This window comes from Actinoplanes rectilineatus, assembly GCF_000962825.1.
In the GTDB taxonomy this organism is placed as follows: Bacteria; Actinomycetota; Actinomycetes; order Mycobacteriales; family Micromonosporaceae; genus Actinoplanes; species Actinoplanes rectilineatus.
In genome coordinates, this window is sequence record NZ_JZKF01000022.1 from 46208 (window position 1) to 65236 (window position 19029).

Here is a 19029-nt window from a genome sequence, read left to right on the forward strand (position 1 = left end):
GTCGCTCATCGGCGACGGGCCGCGGCCACCGGACGTCGCTTCAGACCCATTCTCGTGTACGCGGAAACGGCCGCCACATTCGAGTAGTCGACGATCAGGGCCACCCGGGTCCGGTCCGGCGCGGCCAGCTGCTCGTTGGTGACGAACGTGCACAGGGCCGCGGCCAGGCCCCGCCCGCGGGCGTCCGCGCGGGTCGCCACCCCGGCCACGAAACCGATCTCGGCGGACGACCACGCCTCGGCGGCCACCGCGAGCAGGGTCCCGTCGTCGTCGCGGATGCCCGCCCACCGCCGCACGTCGAGGCCGCCCGGTCGTGCGTACGACTCCGGGAAGTCGCTCTCGATCAGCGCGGTCACCTCGGGCCAGGCGTCCTCGGCCAGCCAGGCCGCTCGCTGCGTGCCGCCCGCCGACCTCCCCGCGTCACCCGTCGGCCTCTCCGCGTCACCCGCCGCCCCCTCCGCGCCGCCCGCCGGCCTCCCCGTGCCGCCCACCGACCTCTCCGTGCCGCCGGGGCCGAGCGGATCTGTCGTCTCCATCCAGGCGAAACGGGCGCTCACCTCGAGTTCCGGCATCCGCGCCACGACGGCGGTGACCAGTTCCTCCGACCCGAACGGCCGGAAATCGCCGTCGATCTCGGTATAGACCGTCCGGAGCAGACCGGCCAGAGCATCAGGCTCGCCACTCATCGCCAGACGGTCCCAATGCGCCAGACCGGGGCAGGCGACCACGGCCGCCCCCGGACGACGCCAGACCCGGGCATCCCGGGCGGCGAGCGCCCATCCGAACCAGGGTTCCGCGCCGTTCGGGTCAACCTTGTCGATCATGAGAGCCATGGTGCCGCATTGCCCTCACCTGCCATCCTCGGGCGGTGCGCATCTTCCGACGGCTGACCGTTCCTGATCGCCTCAAGGCCGCCGGCCGCCGCATCGTGGTGGCCGGCACCCTCGGCGGCCTCCTCGCCTTCGCCGTCACCGCGGGCTCCCTCACATGGGTACGCGACAGCGCGGACGGCCACATCTACCAGCTGAACACGGTGCCCGCCGCGCCGGTGGCACTGGTCCTCGGCGCCCAGGTCGGATTCGACGGCCAGCCGTCCGCGTTCCTCGCCGCCCGCCTGGAGATCGCCCGGCAACTCCTGAACGCCGGCAAGGTCAAGGCCATCCTGGTCTCCGGCGACCACGGCAACTGGAACTACGACGAACCCGGCTCGATGATGGTCTGGCTCGCGGCCCGTGGCGTACCCACCTCGAAGATCGTGCTCGACCACGCCGGCTTCGACACCTACGACTCCTGCTCCCGCGCCCACCGCGTCTTCGGCGTGGACCGGGCCGTCGTCGTCACCCAGGGCTACCACCTGGAACGGGCGGTGGCCCTCTGCCGCAGCCTGGGCGTCGACGCGGACGGGGTGGGCGACGACTCGGTCCGCGTGTTCCGCGAGATGTGGTTCCGCAGCGAGATCCGCGAGCAGGGCGCGGCGGTCAAGGCGGCCGCCGACGTGCTCTCGCGCCGCGACCCGATCTTCCTGGGCCGCCACGAGACCGGCGTCGAGGACGCGCTCGCCGCCTCTTGAGGCCCGCGCGCGCATTTTGACTCCCGCACCCGCTGCGTCCCAACCCCGCACTCGCCGCTCCCTGCTCCCTTCCCCCTCGTCCCGACCCGCACCCGCTGCGTCCTGAGCCATGCTTCGGACCTGTTCAGAGCAGGTCGGCCGCCAAGGAGACGCGCAGGTGAGCATCGGCCCAGGCCTGGACGGCACCGTCCCCCGGGTCGGGGCCGAGCCGTGCCGCGAACCGGTCGAGCGCCTCGGCCACCCGCCGCAGGCCGACCGTGGCCAGGCTCGCGCGGGCGGCGGTCAGCCGGTGCGGATAACCGCCGGGCAGATGCGCCAGCCCGGCATGCGCGACCTCGCCCAGAACCGCCCGGGCCTCGTCGAGCGATGACCGTAACGGGTCAGTCTCCTCGAAGTCGGCGAAGGGCGTCTTCCCGGCGATACTGTCCGGGGCGCTGAGGTCGGGCACCACGACCGCACCACCGACGGCGATCGCGGACGGCTCGACGACCAGGCCGCCGCCGCTGCGGTGCACGGTGCCGGCCACGTACTCCGGGCGACCGTGCCGGCCGGACAGCGCTGCCGCGACCGCGTCCAGACGGCCCGGCACCACCGCGGCGTGAACGGCGGTGACCTGCGCCGGGCGGCCCGCGGCGTCCCGGACGACGACGGTCAGCCGCTGCATGCCGTGGGCGTAGTGGAAGTCTCCCACCTCCTCGATCGCCAGGACCCGCACCAGTTCGGCGCGCACCCGGGCCCGGACCGGCCGGGGCGGCAGGGCGTCCAGTTCGGCGCCGAGAGCGGCGAAGTCCCGGGCCACCAGGGCCGGCGGCAGTTCGCCCCAGGCGCCGGTCGACGCGGTGACCGTGGACGGGGCGATCCGGCTGTTCGCCAGCCGCACGGTCCGGCTGGCACTGCGCAGCGCCGACTCGGTGACCAGCACCCCGGCGGCGAGCCGGGCGATCGTCGTCGTGCCGGAACGGCGGCGGGCCAGGTCGGGGCCGGTCTCCGGGGAATCCCAGTGCCGGTGCGAGACCAGCACCACCCCGGAGGCGGCCTGCGCGTGGAAGATCTCCACATGCCGGCGGTCGTCGACCGCGGTCACCCGGGCGCCGAGGCCGTCCAGGCGTACCCGGCGCATCGGTGTCTCGGCCGCCTCCTCGGTGCCGAGCACCCGGGCCCGGACACCGGGGCCGAGGCCGTCACCGGAGACCGCGCGGTGCCTGGCGAACAGTTCCGCGATCAGGTCTGCCAGGGTCTCCGGCGCGTAGCGGGCGCTGCGTTCGCGGTACGCGACGAGCTGGTCGGCCAGCTCGGTGGTGGCGTCGACCGGCCAGCGCAGGCCGGACCGCTCCAGCCGGGCCAGGTGCCCGGCGGCTGCGGCGGTGAGCCCCGGGCCGGCGTGGACCGCGCCGGTCCTCAGCACCTCGGTGGCGAACTCCAGCACCGCCTCCAGCCCGGAACCCGCGTCCCCGCCCGCCCCCGGCTCACCGCCGACGTCGACGAGCAGATCCCCTGCCCCAAGACGCCCCTCGGCAGCGAACTGGTCCCCGGCCCCGGGACGACCCTCGGCCGCGAACTGATCCCCAGCCCCGGGACTGCCGTCGGGATGCCCTTCGGCGGGCGGGTTCTCGACGACGGGATGTACCTCGTCGGCGGCCCGGAACGCCCACACCGCCAGGGCGATCACGTCGTCGCGGGCGCCACGGCGGGCGTCGGTGTGCACGTATCCGAGATCGTGCGGCACCAGGAACCGCACCGTCGCCGACGGCAGCTCGACGGTGGGCACCGCGCCCCGCCGGATCCGGGCGGTGTATCCGGCCCGCAGCGTCCGCCGGGCGGCGTCGACGAGCCGCGCCCCGATCCGGGCGACCAGGTCGGCGTCGGTGAACCCGCCCGGCGACCAGGCGACCGGTTCCGCCTCGCGACCCTCCACCGTCTCGCCGGGGTCTCCGGCGGCGGCCGCCTGGTAGGCGAAGACCAGACCGATCAGGTGGCGGCACACCCCGCTCGCCCCGCACGAACAGCTGCCCCGCTCCAGACCTCCGGCCGGGAGTTCACTGTGGACCCCGTCGGCCCACTCGGCGACGATCGCGGACTGCTCCCCGGACCGCAACGCCGGGGGTTCCCGTTCCGCGTCCCGGGCGGCCCGTTTGACCAGGCCACGGTTGGCCAGCGCCGCGAGAGCGTCGGCGTCCAGCGCCAGAAGATCAGCACGCGACGGCAGCCCGGCGCGCGGAGGCAGCCCGGCGACGGCTGGCAGATCGGCGCGCAGTGGCGGGTCGGCGGCGGGTGGCAGGTCGGCGGCGGGTGGCAGATCAGCAGCGGGTGGCAGGTCGGCGGCGGTCATCGGCCCACCCGTTCCGCGACGAAGGCTGCCAGCTCGCCCGGCGTCATCGCGCCCACCGTCGCCCCGGCGTCGGCCAGACGCTGCGCGCACTTCCGGTCGAACGCCGGATCCGCCTCCTCGTCGAGCGCGGCCAACCCCAGCACGATCGTGCCCTGACCGGCCAGTTCGCGGACCCCGTGCACCAGGTCGTTCTCCGATCCGCCCTCGTAGAAGTCGCTGATCACCGCCACGATCGCGCGCCGTGGACGCTCGATCAGCCCGGTCGCGTACCGGACCGCGCGGGCGATGTCGGTGCCCCCGCCGAGCTGTGTCTTCATCAGTACCTCGACCGGTTCGGCGACGTCGTCGGTGAGGTCGACCACCTCGGTGTCGAAGGCGATCAGGTGGGTGCGTACACCGGGAAGGCCCCAGAGACACGCGGCGGTGACCGCCGAGTGGATCACCGACGGGAGCATCGACGCGGACTGGTCCACCAGCAGGATCACCTGCCAGGGCACGAGTTCCCGGCGGCTGCGGGAGAGGAAGTACGGCGTCTGCACATAGAGCCTCCGCTCCTCCGGCCGGTAGTGGCCGAGGTTCGCCCGGATGGTCCGCCGGGCGTCGAAGTCGCGGGCCTGCTTGAAACGGCTGGCCCGGCGGGCCCGCGCGCCGGAGAAGCTCTGCCGCATCTCGGTGGCGAGCCGGGCCACCAGGTCCCGGACGACGGTGTCGACCAGGCGCCGCGCGAGACGCAGCACCTCCGGGTTCATCAGGTGTTTCGTCCGCAGCACGGCCCGCAGCAGCGCCGGGTTGGGTTCGATCCTCTCCAGAACGGCGGGGTCGGTCACGATGTCGTTGATCTCGTAGCGTTCGACGGCGTCGCGCTGCAGGCGTTCGACGGTCTCCTTGGGGAAGAGCCGGGTGATGCCGTCCAGCCAGTCCACCGTGGTCAGCCGGGACGGCCCGGGCCCGCCGTCCCGCCGGATGTCGCGGCGCGTCAACTCCTCGTCGCGGCCGTAGAGCCAGGACAGCGCGGCGTCCTGTCCGGCCGCATCACCGGTCAGCTCACCGAGGCCCCCGGCGGCCGGCGCACCCAGGATGAGGCGCCAGCGTTCCAGCCCGTGATCGCTCATCGTTCTCCCGTGCCCAGGCCTGCGGCGGACAGCCGTCGCTCGACCAGTTCGTCCAGGGCCATCCCGGCGGCCACCACCTCGGGCGTCGCCGGCACCCGCAGCAGGGCCCTCCCGGAGCCGGTCATCCCGCGCCGGTCCAGCAGACGGTCCGCGATGGTCTCCCGTTCCCGGGGCGGGAAGAACTCGAAGGCCTGCCGCAGCGCGGGCAGCGCCACCAGGAAATCGTCGGCGGCGAACCCGCTGATCAGGTCGTCCAGCAGGGGCAGCATCCCGTCCACGGCGAGTACGGTCTCCCGCGCCACCCCGAAGAGCCCGGCCAGCCAGTCCCCCGCGGTCCCGCCCGCGAACGCCCCGCGCACCGCCTCGGCCGGGGTCGGCAGCCCCGGCACCCCGGGGAGATCCGTGAGGACGGCGGCGGCGACCACCCGGGCCAGGCCGTAGAAGGCGCCGCGCAGGTCGGGTGGGGCCGCCCGGTCCACCGCGACCCGGCCGGCCACCTCGACCGCGGCGGCCGGGAGCACCCCGGCACGGCGGCCGTGCAGCACGGCGTCGCGGACGGCCACCACCGCGCGGATCCGTTTCGGGTCGGCCGGCCGGCCCGGGCCGTGCAGACCGTCGGACAACCACAGGATGCGGCGGGTGGCGGCCTCCACGACCACGCCCAGCGCCGCGGTGCCCGCCGTGCCGAACAGTTCGTCGTGCCGCCACAGGGCCAGCACCACCGACAGCACGCGGCCCAGCTCGGCCAGGTCGGTGCCGGCCGCCACCCCGTGCCCCAGCTGCTCGAGCACATCGCCGGTCAGCTCGCCGACCCCGCTGAGCGCCACGTCGAACAACACCGCGGCCAGCGCCGCGAGGTCGCCGGGGGACTCGGCGACCCGCTCGGCCAGGCGGGCCTCGACCGCGGCCGGAAGGGTCGCGCCGTATCCACCCGCCTCGATCAGGGCGACGAGGCGGCTGCCCTCGTCGCGGAGAGTCCACGTCTCGACGAGCGCCGGGTCCAGGCCGCTCTCCGGTCCGGTGCTCCGGGCGTACCCGGGAATGGCCATGACCCGCAGCCGGTGCAGCACCCGGCTCCGCTCCCGGTCCCGGGGGTCGAGCAGGTCGACGGTGATCTCGCCGGAGCGGTCCAGGCCGTGGCGTTCGAGTTCGGCGGTGACCGCGTGGACGAGCGGCGGCAGCGGGGTGTCCGGGTGGAGACGGCCGAGCCGGGCGCCGCTCAGGGCCGCGGTCATCTCCACCACCGCCGGATGCTGGCCGGCGGTCAGGGCGCCGCGGACCGACCAGGGCAGCGGCACGTCCAGCGCCTCGGCGACCAGCGCGGAGGCCAGGCCGTCGAGCACATCGACCCGGGCCGGGACCGGGTGGCCGCGCAGCAGGGCGAGTGCCTCGGCGGTGGTCCGGGCCGCGATCAGATCGGCGGTGGACACCGGGTGGCCGCGCCCGCGGAGACGGCCGGCGACCACGGTGACCAGATGCCGGGCTGCGGACTCGGGGCCGTGGTCCCAGAGCTGCTGGTAGTACTCCGGGGAGGGCATGCCGGACTGGTAGCCGGCGAAGGCGTCCAGCCGCCGGAACGAGTAGGGCACCAGATAGCTGCCGACGACCGCGCCCGCCGGCAGGTCCGGCACCGGTGGCCAGTCAGCGGGGCCGCCCTCGGCCAGACGCAACAGTGCCGGCCGGTGAAAACCACCGACCACGGCGACGACCGGCCGATCACCGGCATGCGCGCGGGCGGCCCGGAGCCACCCCGCCATGTACGCCTCCCGCGCGGTGTCCGACTCCCCCGCCGCCGACTCACCCCGGATCAGGTCGAAGTACGCCGTGAGGCGCTCCGCGATCTCCTCCTGCGGCCCCATCTCGACCAGGTGATCCCAGAGCGCGTCGGTGTTGTCCACCCCGAACATCGTGCACAGCCGGTCGACCGCCTCGGCATAGCGCAACTCCGCGTCGGCGTAGCGGTTGCTGCGGTCGGCGAACGCCTCGTGCCAGGCCGGCAGGTCGATGAACCGCAACTCGGCACCGGTCTCGTGGCCCGTCTGCAACGCCACCCACTCCGGCGAATACGCGCAGAACGGCGCCCACGACCCGTGCCGGCGTTCCCCGTCGGCGTAGTTGGTGAACACCGCCACCGGCAGTTCGTGGCCGAGCAGCATCTCGCCGATCCGGCCGTTCATGTCGGACGGGCCCTCGATCAGCACGTACGCCGGACGCAGCGCCCGGATCGTGGCGGCGACCAGCCGGGCGCAGGCCGGGCTGTGGTGCCGGACGCCGATGACGGTGAGACTCATCCGCCGGGGAGTTCCCGCCGGGCGTCCCGCAGTTCCCGCCACGGTTCGCCGGTCCGCCACGCGGTGTGCTGTTCGAGGTAGCGGCGCAGCTTGGCGAGATCGTCCGGGCTGTCCTTGGCGGCCGTGCCCGCCAGGCAGGACACCAGGTCGGCGGCGGTGCCCGGCGCCCCGTGCAGGAACCAGCCGCGCAGACCGACCGCATGCGCGACCGCGACCGCCTCGGCGGTGCTCATCACCGCGGAGAGCCGGTCCATCTCGTCGCCGCGGGCGGTCCGCCCGGCCCGCAGCTCGCGGAACGCCGTGACCAGAACCTCGAGCACGTCCCGCCGGGGTGGCGCGGTCACCCCGGAGCGGCGCAGCAGCGCGCCGGACTCGGACTCGACCAGGCTGAGCTCGGTGTCGAAGTCGGCGATCGGGAAGACCGTCTCGAAGTTGAACCGCCGTTTCAGGGCGGCGCTCATGTCGTTGACACCGCGGTCCCGGGTGTTCGCGGTGGCGATGATGTTGAAGCCGTCCCGGGCGAAGACCATGCCCGCGTCACCGGGCAGCTCCGGGATCGCCAGCACCCGGTCGGAGAGCGGCGAGAGCAGGCAGTCCTGCACCTCGAGAGGGCACCGGGTGATCTCCTCGAACCGGACGGTCATCCCGCCCGCCATGCCGCGCAGCAGCGGTGCCGGCACCAGCGACCGTGCGGTCGGCCCCTCGGAGATCAGCATCGCGTAGTTCCACGAGTATTTGATCTGATCCTCGGTGGTGGCCGCGCCGCCCTGGACGGTGAGGGTCGAGTCGCCGCTGACCGCCGCCGCCAGCAGCTCGGAGAGCAGCGATTTCGCCGTGCCGGGCTCGCCGACCAGCAGCAGACCACGGCTGGTGGCCAGGCTGACCAGGGCCCGGTCGATCAGGGACGGGTCACCGACGAACTTGCGGCTGACGCCGAGCGCGTCGTCGCCGACGATGAACGCGCGGGCGGCCCGCAGCGACAGCGCCCAGCCGGGCGGCCGGGGCGCGTCGTCGGTCTCCCGCAGCCTCGCCAGCTCGTCGGCGAACCGGACCTCGGCGGGCGGCCGTTGGACATTCACAGAAACACCTCTTTCACGTCGCACAGCAGCTCGGACGCCGCCACCGGGCCGGCTCACTCCGGCAGGACAGGCGTCCCCCACGGCAGGCCGGCCCGGATCTCCCCGATCGCGGCGATGCGTCCACCACGGACGAAGGTCCAGCCATGATCACTCCCGAAGGCACCGGGGGAACGGAACGGCGAAACCCTAGCGGCCACCACCGACAAAAACCGGAAGATCATCAAAACCCCTCGGGGGTACGCGTCGCAGCAGTCCCGTGGCTCCCACGCGACCTGCGTGCGCCGTCCGGGCCGTTGCGCCGCCGCCGGGCTTCGGCGGTCCGTCCGGGTTGGGCTTGCGCTGCGCCGTGGTGCTGTGAAATTCTCGCTGTCGCTTCTTGTTGCGGGCCGCTCCATCCGCTCTTGTTGCGGGCCGCTCCATCCGCTCTTGTTGCGGGCCGCTCCATCCGCGACCTCGATGTCTGCGAACCTTCTGTCTGCGGACCTTCTGCCTGCGAACCTTCTTGTCTGCGAAAGAGTGACGCCAATGATCTCGGCCCGGCCCAGCGGCCGCTGCTGAGTTTGCTTCAGCGGTGGCCCCACGACGCTCCCGCATGCCTTCACGGCACTCTCTTCATCGCGAAAAGGTCATCCCACCATGGATCTGCGCATCCAGCGCTCCGTCGTGTCCACCCTCCGTTCCCGCCGGCAGTCCGTCGAGAGCGGACCGTTCGTCATCGGAATCGACCCGGAGACGGACAGCCCCTTCATCAACTACGCGACTCCGGTGCCCGGCGCCCCGATCACCGCCGCTGACGTGACCGCCCTGGTCAAGGCGTTCGGCGAGGCCGGCCGCCGGCCACGGCTCGAATACGTGACGGTCACCTCCCCCGGCCTGGAAACGCTGCTGCTCGACGCCGGGTTCGCCGTCGAGGAACGCCACGACTACCTCAACTGCACCCCCGGGTCGCTGATCGTCCCGCCCGCGCCGGACGGCTTCACCCTGGCCGACCCGGCCACCGACGACGACCGGGCCGGGCTGGCCGCCGCCCAGAACGAGGCGTTCGGCGGGACACCGGTCGCCTACCCGGACCAGATCAAGCGATTCCGCCGCCTCCAGGAGAACGGCGGCGTCATCCTGGCCGCCCGGACCTCCGGCGGGGACTGCGCCGGAGGCGGGCAGGCCACCGTCCCGTCCGACGGGGTCAGCGAGATCGCCGGCATCGCGGTCCGTCCCGCGTTCCGTCGCCGCGGCGTGGCAGGCGCGGTCACCGCGGGCATCACCGAGCGCCTGTTCTCGCGGGGTGCCGACTTCGCCTGGCTGGAGGCGTCCGGACCGGATTCCTGGCGGGTGTACGAACGGGTCGGCTTCAGCAGGGCCGGCAACCGCCTCTACATCTCGATGCCCGAACCGTCCCTGCCCTGACTGACACACCGCCACGCCAACGGCACGCCCCAGCCCTCAACACCGGCACGTGCCGCGGCATGCAGTTGGCGTGGCGGGGCGTGGCATTGGCGTGGCGGGGCCGGGCGTGGCGTGCCGTTGACACGGCGGGGCGTTGACACGGCGGGGCGTTGACACGGCGCGGGGCGTTGGCACGGCACGGCCTGCCGTGGAGTCGGTCAGCGCACACCGGTTCACCGCACAGCCGTTCGATCCCAGCCCTCAACGACGGCCCGGCGTCCCCAGCCGTCGCTGACGGCTGCCCAACCGGCGAAAACCAGCCCTCAACGACGGCCCAGTGTCCTCAGCCGTCGCTGACGGCTACTCAGCCCGCGGAAACCAACCGTCAACGACGGCCCGGCGTCCCCAGCCGTCGCTGACGGCTACCCAACCCGCGGAAACCAACCCCCAACGACGGCTCGGGGTGGGCCAGCCGCCGTTCATGGTCGGTTTCGGCTTGCGGGCCGACCATGGATGACGGCCGGGCCGGGCGTAAGGCCACTCGGGAGTGGCCGAGACGGATTCCCTGGTCAAGATCGTGATCACGTCGGGCTGAGTTACGTCGGCGCGGGCGAGCCGTTGTCTGCCGTCGGTCTCGGCTCGCGGACAGGGCGAAGTCCGACACCGCGAGGTCCGAGCGGGAGATGTTCGACAGAGCGAGATCCGACAAAGCGAGATCCGACAAAGCGAGATCCGACAAAGCGAGATCCGACAAAGCGAGATCCGACAAAGCGAGATCCGACAAAGCGAAGTCCGACAAAGCGAAGTCCGACAGAGCAAGGTTCGACGGGGAGCGGTTCAGGTCGGGACGGCGGCTGCCCAAGTGTCGTCTTCGGTCAGGCGGCGGTCCAGGCGCAGGCCTGCCCTGTTCAGCGTCTCCTCGAACTGGGCGGCGGAAAGCGGGCGGGACCGGAACTCCTGGGTCCAGGTGGCGTCGGGGAAGGCGTACTCGAATCGGATCAGGCGTGTGCCGTCGCCCTGGTCGGTGGAGGAGAGCGCCCGGGCCACGCCGTCGCCGAGCGGGGATTCGCGGGGTACGTTCTTGTGCCAGTCGGGGCCCTCGTGCTGGATCAGAACCACGCCGCCGGGTGCGGCGTGCCGGAGGCAGGTGGCCAGCAGGGCGTCGCCGACCGGGTGGGGGGCGTGTATCAGGAACGAGCCGAGCAGCACCACGTCGAAGGTTTCGCCGAGGTCCAACTCCTCGATGCTGGACCGGATCGTCCGCGCGCCGCGGATCCGGTCCAGCATTTCGGGGGATTCGTCGACTGCTGTCACGGCGTACCCCAGGGAGAGCAGGGGGTGAGTCACCCGGCCTGCGCCACAGCCGAGTTCGAGGAGTGTCGCCGGTGGTGGCGCCGCCGCGGCGATGATCTCCGGTTCGCCGCGGGCCGGGAGCCGGGAGTAGAGGTCGACCGCGCAGCCGTCGGGGGTGAAGTCGCCTGGTCCGCTGCCTGTGTAGCCCTTCCGGAATCCCCGCGTCATGGCGTCATGCTGGCACCCCGGGCTACCGTTCGGCCATGCGACAGGTCTACGCCCACCAGGCGATCATCGTGCCGGTGACCGAGAACGATCCGGTAATGGTTATCGATGGGGTGCTGGCCGGAGCGGCACACCGGGTGCTGACGTCGGCCGATGGTGACCGGTCGTTCGTGCGGATTCTGTTCGCCGTGGAGCCGCATCGGGTGGAGGGCCTGCGGGAACGGCTCGACGCGGCGATGGCCGGCGGCGCGTGGACGCTGGTCGAGTCGGGGTGCACCCGGGTCACGACCGAGGAACGCCCGGCCGCCCGAGCTCTCCTGGCCGCCAGACCTGACTGTCTCTGATCAGTCCTCGGCGTCGCGCAGGCGTGCGCGGTTGCGGGCGACCCCGATCAGGTAGCCGACGCAGACGACCACCATCACGGCCGCGACCGCCGCCCACGACCAGCGGGTGAAGGCGTCGTCGGCCCGGATCGCGCGGACGACGCTGAGCACGGCGATGACCAGTGGGCCCGCCACCGTCAGATCGTTGATGGTCAGGTCACGCAGAATTCGGCCGAACATGCCCCGACCCTAGCCGACCCTTTCCTTCAGGCTGGACTGTTCAGTTTTACCTGAAGAATCTAAGGTAGGGATCATGACGGAGATCCCCGCGTCGGCGGCGCGTGCCGCCGGTGAGACCCGGGTCGTGTTCAGCCGGATCTGGCGGCGGCTGCGGGAGGCCACCGGCATCGGCAGTTTCACGCCTTCGCAGATGGCGGTGCTCAGCCGCCTCGACCGCGGCGGCCCGGCCACGATGAGTTCGCTGGCCGCGGCCGAACGGGTCCGCCCGCAGTCCATGTCCGCCACCCTCGCGGTGATCGAACAACACGGCCTGATCAAGCGGGAGCCCGACCCGGCCGACGGACGGCGGCAGATCGTCTCGCTCACCGGCACCGGAGAGCAGGCCATCCTCGGGTGGCGGCGGCAGCGGGAGGAGTGGCTGGTCAGCGCGTTGACCGAGCACTACACCGAGGCGGAACGCCAGAAGATCCTCGAGGCGATGGCGCTGCTCGACCGGCTCTCCGATCTCTGAACCGCTCTATCGAAAGGCCGCACCATGCCTGTCTCCACCATCGACCCGAGGACCGCGCTGGTGGTCGTCGACGTTCAGCGCCGGATCCTCGCCGCGCCGCTCGCCCCACACTCCGCGGCCGACGTGGTGGCCCGCAGCATCGCGCTGGCCGAGGCGTTCCGCAGCCGCGGACTTCCGGTGATCCTGCTGCGTGACGTCGCCTCGCCGCAGGACGCCACCTCGACCCGCATCGACGCCCGCCGCCCCGCACCCGCCCCGGCCGACGCCACGACGGCAACACCGGCCCCGGCCCCGGCGAAAGTGTCCCCGGAGGTGAGAGCGGGCGAACTACTCGTCGAAGGCCTGGCCACCGACGACGATCTGGTGATCGACAAGCACACCTGGGGCGGCTTCCACGGCACCGGCCTCGACCTGCGCCTGCGTCGCCGCGGCATCACCCAGGTCGTGCTCACCGGCGTGGCCACCAGCCTCGGCGTGGAGTCGACGGCGCGGGCCGCCCACGAGCACGGCTATCACGTCACGCTCGCCGTCGACGCCCTCACCGACATCGACCCCGAGGCGCACCGCAACAGCGTCGAACGGATCTTCCCGAAGATGGCCGAATCCGCCACCACCGCCGAACTGATCGCCCTGCTTCCCTGACACCAGGACGTACGACGAGACACCAGGGCATACAGACGGAAAGCGCGTGGTGACCCGAGTCGGGTCACCACGCGCTTTCCGTGAAGGGATCAGGCCCCGCGGAGGGTCGCCCCGAATCGGGACGCGGTGACGGCCACAGCCGCGTCACGGGCCGCGATGGTCTCCTCGGACGTGAGGGTCCGGTCCGGCGCGCGGAACGTCAGCTTGTACGCCAGCGACCGCTTGCCCTCGCCGACCTGCGCCGACTCGTACACGTCGAAGAGCGCGACCGACTCCAGCAGCGGTCCCGCACCCTCGGCGAGAGCCGCCTGGACCTCGCCGGCCGGGACCGTCGTGTCCAGGATCAGCGCCACGTCGAGCAGCGCCGGCGGGAATGTGGAGATCGTCGGCGCGTAGACGACCGGGGCGTCCGGGAGGGCGTCCAGGTCGAGTTCGACGGCCGAGGTGCGTTTCGGCAGGTCGAACGCCGCCAGCACGGCCGGGTGAAGCTCACCCGCGTGGCCCACGACCGTGCCGTCGACGGTGATCGCCGCGCACCGGCCGGGGTGCCACGGCGCGTTCTCCGCAGCGCGTACCCCGACGGTGTTCGCGGGAACGCCCGCCGCGGCAAGCGTGATGCGCGCCGCCTCGATCGCGTCGGCCCAGGTGGCCGGGCGTCCGGCACCCCACCAGCCGGCGGGCTCCGCGTCGCCGGCGAGGACCGCGGCGAGGTGCCACGGCTGGGCGGGGACGACCGCGTTCGCGGCCGCCCACTCCTCGTCGGTGGGACGGCGGTCGACACCCAGGAGCGGCGGCGCGGCGGCCGCCGGGCCGGGCTGGAACACCGTGCCGACCTCGTAGAGCGCCACGTCGCGGTGACCGCGGCCGAGGTTGCGCTTGAGGGTGCCGAGCAGCGTGGCGAGCAGGCTCGTCCGGAGCTGAGGCTCCTCCTCGGAGAGCGGGTTGCTGAGCCGCACCGCGTTGCGCCGCGCGTCGTCGGCGGGCAGGCCGAGGGCGTCGGCACTCCCGGCGGCGGCGAACGGGTACGACAGGACCTCGACGTATCCGTTCTCGGCGAGCGCCCGGCCCACCGACCGGCGCCGCTTCTGCGCCGGGGTGAGGCCGCTGCTGCTCCGGGCCCGGGGCAGCTTGCTGGGGATGTCGTTGTATCCGCCGAGACGTGCCACCTCTTCGACCAGGTCGATCGGGGCGAGCAGGTCGGGACGCCAGCTCGGCGGCACGACGGTCAGCGTCTCCTCGCCGGTGACCTCGGCCCCGACCTGGTTCAGCAGCTCGATGACCCGGGTGACCGGGTACACCACTCCGGTGATCTCGGTCGGGAGGGCTGCGGGCAGCGTGATCGGCGTGGGCGGCACGACGTTGTCGATGTCGAGCACACCCGGGTCGACGGTGCCGCCGGCGTGCGTGGTGAGGATCTCGACGGCACGCTCCAGCGCGACCAGCGCCAGCTGCGGGTCGACACCACGTTCCCACCGCTTGGCGGCCTCGCTGAACAGCTTGTGGCGGCGGGCGGTGCGCCCGACCATCACCGCGTCCCAGTGGGCGGCCTCGAGGAGCACGTCGACCGTGCCCTCCTGCCATTCACTGGTCTGGCCGCCCATGACGGCGGCGAGCGAGATCGGACCGGTCTCGTCGCAGATCACCATGTCCTCGGCGTCGAGTACGCGCGCGACGCCGTCCAGGGTGGTCAGTTTCTCGCCGGCCCGGGCCCGCCGGACGACCAGGCCGCCGTTGAGGCGGTCGACGTCGAAGACGTGCATCGGCTGGCCGAGTTCGAGCATCAGGTAGTTGGTGATGTCGACGGGCAGCGAGATGGCCCGGATGCCGGCCGCGATCAGGCGGCGCTGCATCCACGCGGGGGACGTGGCGGACGGGTCGATGCCGCGGACCACGCGGGCGGCGAACCGGTCACAGCCGACGATGTCCTGGATCTCCACGTCGTAAGGCGACTCGCCCCCGGAAGCGGCGGCCCCGAGACCCGGGTCCGTGAACGGGACACCGAAGTACCCGGCCAGCTCCCGCGCGATCCCGCGGACGCTCATCTCGTAACCCCGGTCCGGGGTGATCTCGACCTCGATCAGCACCTCGTCGAGCCCGACGACCGGACGGGCGTCCACACCGGGCACGGTCGCGTCCGACGGCGTCAGCACGATGATGCCGTCGTGGTCGCCGGAGAGACCCAGCTCGGCGGCCGAACAGATCATGCCGTGCGAGTTGCGCCCGTACGTCTTCCGCGCGCCGATCTTGAAACCGCCGGGCAGCTCGCCGCCGGGCAGGATCACCACGACGAGGTCGCCCTCGGCGAAGTTCCGCGCCCCGCAGACGATCTCCTGCGGCTTCTCGTTGCCCACGTCGACCGTGCAGAACCGGATCGGCTTCTTGAAGCCGGTCAGCTCCTCGATCGTCAGCACCCGGCCGACGACCAGGTCACCGGTGACGGTGGCGGCCTGGTCGACGATCCCCTCGACCTCCATGCCGAGCTCGGTCAGCGCGGTGTCGAGCTCCGAAGCGGTGACCCCGGCGGGCAGCTCGACGTACTCGCGCAGCCACGACAGTGACGTCTTCATCGCTTCAGGACTCCATTCCGAAGTTCGTGGTGAACCGCACGTCGCCCTCGACCATGTCGTGCATGTCGGAGACGCCGTTGCGGAACATCAGGGTCCGCTCGACGCCCATGCCGAACGCGAAACCCGAGTAGCGGTCCGGGTCGATGCCGCAGGCGGTCAGCACCCGGGGGTTGACCATGCCGCAGCCGCCCCACTCGACCCAGCGCGGGCCGTCGCGGTGCTCGGCGAACCAGACGTCGAACTCGGCGGACGGCTCGGTGAACGGGAAGTAGTGCGGACGCCAGCGGGTCCGCGCGTCCGGCCCGAACAGCGACCGGGCCAGGTGGTCCAGGGTGCCGCGCAGGTGGGCCATCGTGATGCCCTCGTCGATGACCAGGCCCTCGATCTGGTGGAAGACCGGGCTGTGCGTGGCGTCCAGCTCGTCGGTCCGGTAGACCCGGCCCGGGCTGACCACGTAGATCGGGGGCTGCCGGTCGAGCATGGTGCGCACCTGGCCGGGCGACGTGTGGGTCCGCATCACCAGGCCGGGCAGGTCCACGAAGAACGTGTCGCTGGCGCCGCGCACCGGGTTGTCCGGTCCGATGTTGAGCGCGTCGAAGTTGGCCCACTCCAGCTCCAGCTGGGGACCGTCGATGATGTCGTAGCCCATGCCGACGAAGATGTCGCCCATGTGCTCCATCAGCGTGGTCAGCGGGTGCCGGGCGCCCCGCGGGCGGCGGGTCCACGGCAGGGTGACGTCGACGCGTTCCTCGACCAGCACGCGGGCGGCACGGTCGGCCGTGAGCTCCGCGAGCCGGGCGTCGTAGGCACCCTGAACCGCCTGGCGGGCGATGTTGACGCGCTTGCCGGCGTCGGATTTCGCGGCCGGCGGCAGCGAGCCGATCTCGCGGCGGGCCAGCGACACCGGCGAGCGGTCGCCGAGGTGCGCGGGCTTCAGCGCGGCGAGCGCGTCGAGGTCGGCGGCGGCGGCGAACGCCTTCTCCGCCTCGGCGACAGCGCCCTCCAACGACGAAGGGTCGAGCAGGGCTGCCTGCTTCGGGTCGTACGGATCGTTGCGGTAGGACATGGTAGGGCGAACTCCCTCACACCGGATGAGCCATCGGGCAGTGTACGGAGGCACGGCTGAGCCGCAGCCCGCCGGTCAGGGCAGTCAGCGCAGGAGAGTGTCAGATCCGGCGCCCGCGACCAGCGGGCCACATAAACTTCCGATCCGACATGCGGCCCAGCATACCGTCAGCGTTGGGCGCGGGCCGAGGCATAAAGACAGACAGCAGCCGCCGCCGCGAGATTGAGGCTCTCCGCCTCGCCGTAGATCGGCACCCGGACCCGGCGGTCCGCCGCGGACAGCACCGACGCCGGCAACCCGTGCGCCTCGGACCCGAACAGCCACGCGGTCGGGGACGCCAGCAGCCCGCCGTCGAGCAGCGAGTCCACATCGTCGTCACCGGTGCCGCTGGTGGCCAGCACCTGAAGGCCGGAGTCCTGCAGCAGGTCGAGCACGCTCAACGGGGAACGCACGACGTCCACGTGGAACAACGAGCCGGCGGAGGCGCGTACACACTTGCCGTTGTACGGGTCGACGGCGTCCCCGGCGAAGATCACCGCACCGGCGCCCGCCGCGTCGGCAGTGCGCAGGACGGTGCCGGCGTTGCCCGGGTCACGGATCTCGGCGACCACCGCGACCAGGCGCGGCTTCTTGGCCAGCGCCTCGGCGATCGGCACGTCGACCTGCTCGCAGAGCGCCACCAGGCCCTGCGGCGCGACGGTCTCGGCCAGCGCGGCCAGCGCCTCCTCGGTGACCGGGGAGACCTCCGGGGCCTGCGCGGCCAGCTCGGCGTACCGGTCCAGGGCGGGGCCCGTGCCGAACAGCTCCAGCACGACTCCGGCGGCCAGCGCTTCGCGCACGGCCTGCGGGCCTTCGGCCAGGAAACGGCCGCTCTGGTCACGGTCCCGGCGACGTTGCAGGCGCCGGGCGGAGACGATTCTGGGGGTACGGGGTGTGAACATGCGCTCCGACCTAAAGGCAGGAGGCGCCTCCCGTATCACCGGGAGACGCCTCACAAACGTGCTACGCGATAGTTCAGGCAGCCTGCGCGGCAGCGCCGCCGGTGCCCTCGGCCGCGACGGCCGCACGCGCGATCTCGACGATGCCCGCGAACGCGGTGGCGTCGTTGACCGCCAGGTCAGCCAGGATCTTCCGGTCGACCTCGACGCCCGCCAGCTTCAGACCCTGGATCAGACGGTTGTAGGTCATACCGTTGGCCCGGGAGGCCGCGTTGATACGCGTGATCCACAGCTGGCGGAAGTCGCCCTTGCGGTCACGACGGTCCCGGTACGAGTACTGCATCGAGTGCAGCACCTGCTCCTTGGCCTTGCGGTACAGCCGGGAACGCTGACCGCGGTAACCGCTCGCGGTCTCGAGCAGCGTGCGGCGCTTCTTCTGGGCGTTTACCGCCCGCTTGACGCGTGCCATTTCTAGTTACTCCTTAAGGGGAACGAGTCTGGCGCGCGTCAGCGGCCCAGAAGCTTATTCACTCGCTTGGTGTCGGCCTTGGCCACGGTGACCGTTCCGGTCATCCGGCGGGTAACCCGGGAAGACTTGTGCTCCAGCAGGTGACGCTTGCCGGCCTGCTCGGTGACGAGCTTTCCCTTGCCGGTGACCTTCACCCGCTTACCCATGCCGGTGTGGCTCTTCATCTTCGGCACTTGACGCCTCTTTCTGGTCTTTCCCCGCGACCGGGGGGACGCGGGGAAAAGCTGACTACTCTGCGGTGGTTTCGACGACCTCGGCGGCCGCCGGCTCCGTCTCGACGGCGTCGCCCTCGACATCGCCCTCGCGCGGCTCACGCGGCGGACGTGCGTTGGCGGCGATCGTGGCGGCCGCGGCGGCCTTGGTGGCCCGGTGCGGAGCCAGCACCATGATCATGTTTCGGCCGTCCTGCTTCGGACTGGCCTCGACGAAGCCCAGTTCCGAGATCTCCTCGCTGAGCCGGCGCAGGAGCCGGAAACCCAGCTCCGGGCGGCTCTGCTCACGACCGCGGAACATGATCGTCACCTTGACCTTGTCGCCCGCCTTGAGGAACCGCACCACGTGACCCTTCTTGGTCGCGTAGTCGTGCGGGTCGATCTTCGGCCGCAGCTTCATTTCCTTGATGACGGTCTGCTGCTGGTTGCGCCGAGCTTCGCGGGCCTTGAGTGCGCTCTCGTACTTGAACTTGCCGAAGTCCATGAGCTTGCACACCGGCGGCCGCGCCATCGGAGCAACCTCGACCAGGTCCAGGTCGACGTCCGCAGCCAGTTGGAGAGCGCGCTCGAGCGGCACGATGCCGACCTGCTCACCCTCCGGACCGACCAGGCGGACCTCACGAGCCCGGATCTGTTCGTTCACGCGTGGTTCGACGCTGATGGGGCCTCCTCAGAACGTTGTTCTCCGCCGTCACGAACCGGTCGTGCGGCGGTGCCAA

Annotated in this window: 18 protein-coding genes; 5 read left to right on the forward strand and 13 right to left on the reverse strand. The window is 72.1% G+C overall.

Features of this window, described 5'->3' with window-relative positions; genetic code table 11:
* Positions 1–5: 5 nt before the first annotated feature.
* Positions 6–824, reverse strand: coding sequence for a GNAT family N-acetyltransferase (locus WH85_RS18490; protein ID WP_045743216.1), 819 nt, complete (start codon positions 822–824; stop codon positions 6–8).
* 50 nt (positions 825–874) lie between these two features.
* Here WH85_RS18490 and WH85_RS18495 point away from each other — a divergent pair, with 50 nt between their 5' ends.
* Positions 875–1570: a SanA/YdcF family protein gene (locus WH85_RS18495; RefSeq protein WP_045743217.1), complete on the forward strand. Its 696-nt coding sequence runs from the start codon at positions 875–877 to the stop codon at positions 1568–1570.
* Between the two features lie 124 nt (positions 1571–1694).
* Here the strand turns inward: WH85_RS18495 and WH85_RS18500 are convergent, their stop codons facing one another.
* The 4 genes from WH85_RS18500 to WH85_RS18515 are packed head-to-tail and all read right to left on the reverse strand — an operon-like array spanning position 1695 to position 8381.
* Positions 1695–3899: a hypothetical protein gene (locus WH85_RS18500; protein ID WP_245673994.1), complete on the reverse strand. Its 2205-nt coding sequence runs from the start codon at positions 3897–3899 to the stop codon at positions 1695–1697.
* Entirely contained in the window at positions 3896–5011 is a 1116-nt protein-coding gene (locus WH85_RS18505; RefSeq protein WP_045743153.1) for a VWA domain-containing protein, read from the reverse strand. The genes WH85_RS18500 and WH85_RS18505 overlap by 4 nt, the downstream gene beginning before the upstream one ends.
* On the reverse strand, positions 5008–7302 hold the full coding sequence (locus WH85_RS18510; RefSeq protein WP_045743154.1) for a DUF5682 family protein: 2295 nt from the start codon (positions 7300–7302) through the stop codon (positions 5008–5010). The genes WH85_RS18505 and WH85_RS18510 overlap by 4 nt, the downstream gene beginning before the upstream one ends.
* The gene (locus WH85_RS18515; RefSeq protein ID WP_245673995.1) at positions 7299–8381 is read right to left on the reverse strand and encodes an ATP-binding protein; all 1083 of its coding nucleotides are present in this window, start codon (positions 8379–8381) and stop codon (positions 7299–7301) included. Before WH85_RS18515 ends, WH85_RS18510 begins: the two co-directional genes overlap by 4 nt.
* A 636-nt stretch (positions 8382–9017) precedes the next feature.
* Between WH85_RS18515 and WH85_RS18520 the strand changes: the two genes are divergently transcribed.
* Entirely contained in the window at positions 9018–9785 is a 768-nt protein-coding gene (locus WH85_RS18520; RefSeq protein ID WP_045743156.1) for a GNAT family N-acetyltransferase, read from the forward strand.
* Positions 9786–10601: 816 nt separating this feature from the next.
* On the opposite strand, the gene WH85_RS18525 is transcribed toward WH85_RS18520, so the two are convergent.
* Complete coding sequence (locus WH85_RS18525) at positions 10602–11285, reverse strand: class I SAM-dependent methyltransferase (protein ID WP_045743157.1); 684 nt, start codon at positions 11283–11285, stop codon at positions 10602–10604.
* A gap of 35 nt (positions 11286–11320) precedes the next feature.
* On the opposite strand from WH85_RS18525, the gene WH85_RS18530 reads away from it, so the two are divergent.
* Positions 11321–11626: a hypothetical protein gene (locus WH85_RS18530; protein ID WP_045743158.1), complete on the forward strand. Its 306-nt coding sequence runs from the start codon at positions 11321–11323 to the stop codon at positions 11624–11626.
* Here WH85_RS18530 and WH85_RS18535 read toward each other — a convergent pair whose 3' ends face one another.
* A complete protein-coding gene (locus tag WH85_RS18535) occupies positions 11627–11845 on the reverse strand; it encodes a hypothetical protein (RefSeq protein ID WP_045743159.1) in 219 nt (72 codons plus the stop codon). It lies immediately after the preceding gene.
* 73 nt (positions 11846–11918) lie between these two features.
* Here WH85_RS18535 and WH85_RS18540 point away from each other — a divergent pair, with 73 nt between their 5' ends.
* Both WH85_RS18540 and WH85_RS18545 read left to right on the forward strand, forming a co-directional pair.
* Entirely contained in the window at positions 11919–12356 is a 438-nt protein-coding gene (locus tag WH85_RS18540) for a MarR family winged helix-turn-helix transcriptional regulator (protein ID WP_045743160.1), read from the forward strand.
* Between the two features lie 24 nt (positions 12357–12380).
* Entirely contained in the window at positions 12381–12998 is a 618-nt protein-coding gene (locus WH85_RS18545) for an isochorismatase family protein (protein ID WP_045743161.1), read from the forward strand.
* Positions 12999–13087: 89 nt separating this feature from the next.
* On the opposite strand, the gene pheT is transcribed toward WH85_RS18545, so the two are convergent.
* The 6 genes from pheT to infC form a co-directional block, all read right to left on the reverse strand.
* On the reverse strand, positions 13088–15565 hold the full coding sequence (gene pheT / locus WH85_RS18550; protein WP_045743162.1) for a phenylalanine--tRNA ligase subunit beta: 2478 nt from the start codon (positions 15563–15565) through the stop codon (positions 13088–13090).
* A 4-nt stretch (positions 15566–15569) separates the two neighbouring features.
* Positions 15570–16631, reverse strand: coding sequence for a phenylalanine--tRNA ligase subunit alpha (locus WH85_RS18555; RefSeq protein ID WP_045743163.1), 1062 nt, complete (start codon positions 16629–16631; stop codon positions 15570–15572).
* A 167-nt stretch (positions 16632–16798) separates the two neighbouring features.
* Positions 16799–17572: a TrmH family RNA methyltransferase gene (locus tag WH85_RS18560; protein WP_045743164.1), complete on the reverse strand. Its 774-nt coding sequence runs from the start codon at positions 17570–17572 to the stop codon at positions 16799–16801.
* Between the two features lie 73 nt (positions 17573–17645).
* The gene (gene rplT, locus WH85_RS18565; protein WP_045743165.1) at positions 17646–18038 is read right to left on the reverse strand and encodes a 50S ribosomal protein L20; all 393 of its coding nucleotides are present in this window, start codon (positions 18036–18038) and stop codon (positions 17646–17648) included.
* A 38-nt stretch (positions 18039–18076) separates the two neighbouring features.
* Positions 18077–18271 carry a 50S ribosomal protein L35 gene (gene rpmI / locus WH85_RS18570; RefSeq protein WP_014446292.1) on the reverse strand — a complete coding sequence of 65 codons (195 nt, stop codon included), beginning with the start codon at positions 18269–18271 and terminating at the stop codon, positions 18077–18079.
* 55 nt (positions 18272–18326) lie between these two features.
* Positions 18327–18953 (reverse strand): translation initiation factor IF-3, encoded by a 627-nt coding sequence (gene infC, locus WH85_RS18575; RefSeq protein ID WP_045743166.1) that lies wholly within the window; start codon positions 18951–18953, stop codon positions 18327–18329.
* Positions 18954–19029 lie beyond the last annotated feature (76 nt).

What these genes read in the sequence shown, in the direction of transcription:
- WH85_RS18505 (WP_045743153.1), bottom strand. Translation starts at nt 5,011, where the DNA reads ATGAGCGATCACGGGCTGGAACGCTGGCGCCTCATCCTGGGTGCGCCG.
- WH85_RS18500 (WP_245673994.1), bottom strand. Translation starts at nt 3,899, where the DNA reads ATGACCGCCGCCGACCTGCCACCCGCTGCTGATCTGCCACCCGCCGCC.
- rplT (WP_045743165.1), bottom strand. Translation starts at nt 18,038, where the DNA reads ATGGCACGCGTCAAGCGGGCGGTAAACGCCCAGAAGAAGCGCCGCACG.
- WH85_RS18530 (WP_045743158.1), top strand. Translation starts at nt 11,321, where the DNA reads ATGCGACAGGTCTACGCCCACCAGGCGATCATCGTGCCGGTGACCGAG.
- WH85_RS18540 (WP_045743160.1), top strand. Translation starts at nt 11,919, where the DNA reads ATGACGGAGATCCCCGCGTCGGCGGCGCGTGCCGCCGGTGAGACCCGG.
- WH85_RS18535 (WP_045743159.1), bottom strand. Translation starts at nt 11,845, where the DNA reads ATGTTCGGCCGAATTCTGCGTGACCTGACCATCAACGATCTGACGGTG.
- WH85_RS18555 (WP_045743163.1), bottom strand. Translation starts at nt 16,631, where the DNA reads ATGTCCTACCGCAACGATCCGTACGACCCGAAGCAGGCAGCCCTGCTC.
- WH85_RS18510 (WP_045743154.1), bottom strand. Translation starts at nt 7,302, where the DNA reads ATGAGTCTCACCGTCATCGGCGTCCGGCACCACAGCCCGGCCTGCGCC.
- pheT (WP_045743162.1), bottom strand. Translation starts at nt 15,565, where the DNA reads ATGAAGACGTCACTGTCGTGGCTGCGCGAGTACGTCGAGCTGCCCGCC.
- WH85_RS18560 (WP_045743164.1), bottom strand. Translation starts at nt 17,572, where the DNA reads ATGTTCACACCCCGTACCCCCAGAATCGTCTCCGCCCGGCGCCTGCAA.
- WH85_RS18520 (WP_045743156.1), top strand. Translation starts at nt 9,018, where the DNA reads ATGGATCTGCGCATCCAGCGCTCCGTCGTGTCCACCCTCCGTTCCCGC.
- WH85_RS18525 (WP_045743157.1), bottom strand. Translation starts at nt 11,285, where the DNA reads ATGACGCGGGGATTCCGGAAGGGCTACACAGGCAGCGGACCAGGCGAC.
- WH85_RS18545 (WP_045743161.1), top strand. Translation starts at nt 12,381, where the DNA reads ATGCCTGTCTCCACCATCGACCCGAGGACCGCGCTGGTGGTCGTCGAC.
- WH85_RS18490 (WP_045743216.1), bottom strand. Translation starts at nt 824, where the DNA reads ATGATCGACAAGGTTGACCCGAACGGCGCGGAACCCTGGTTCGGATGG.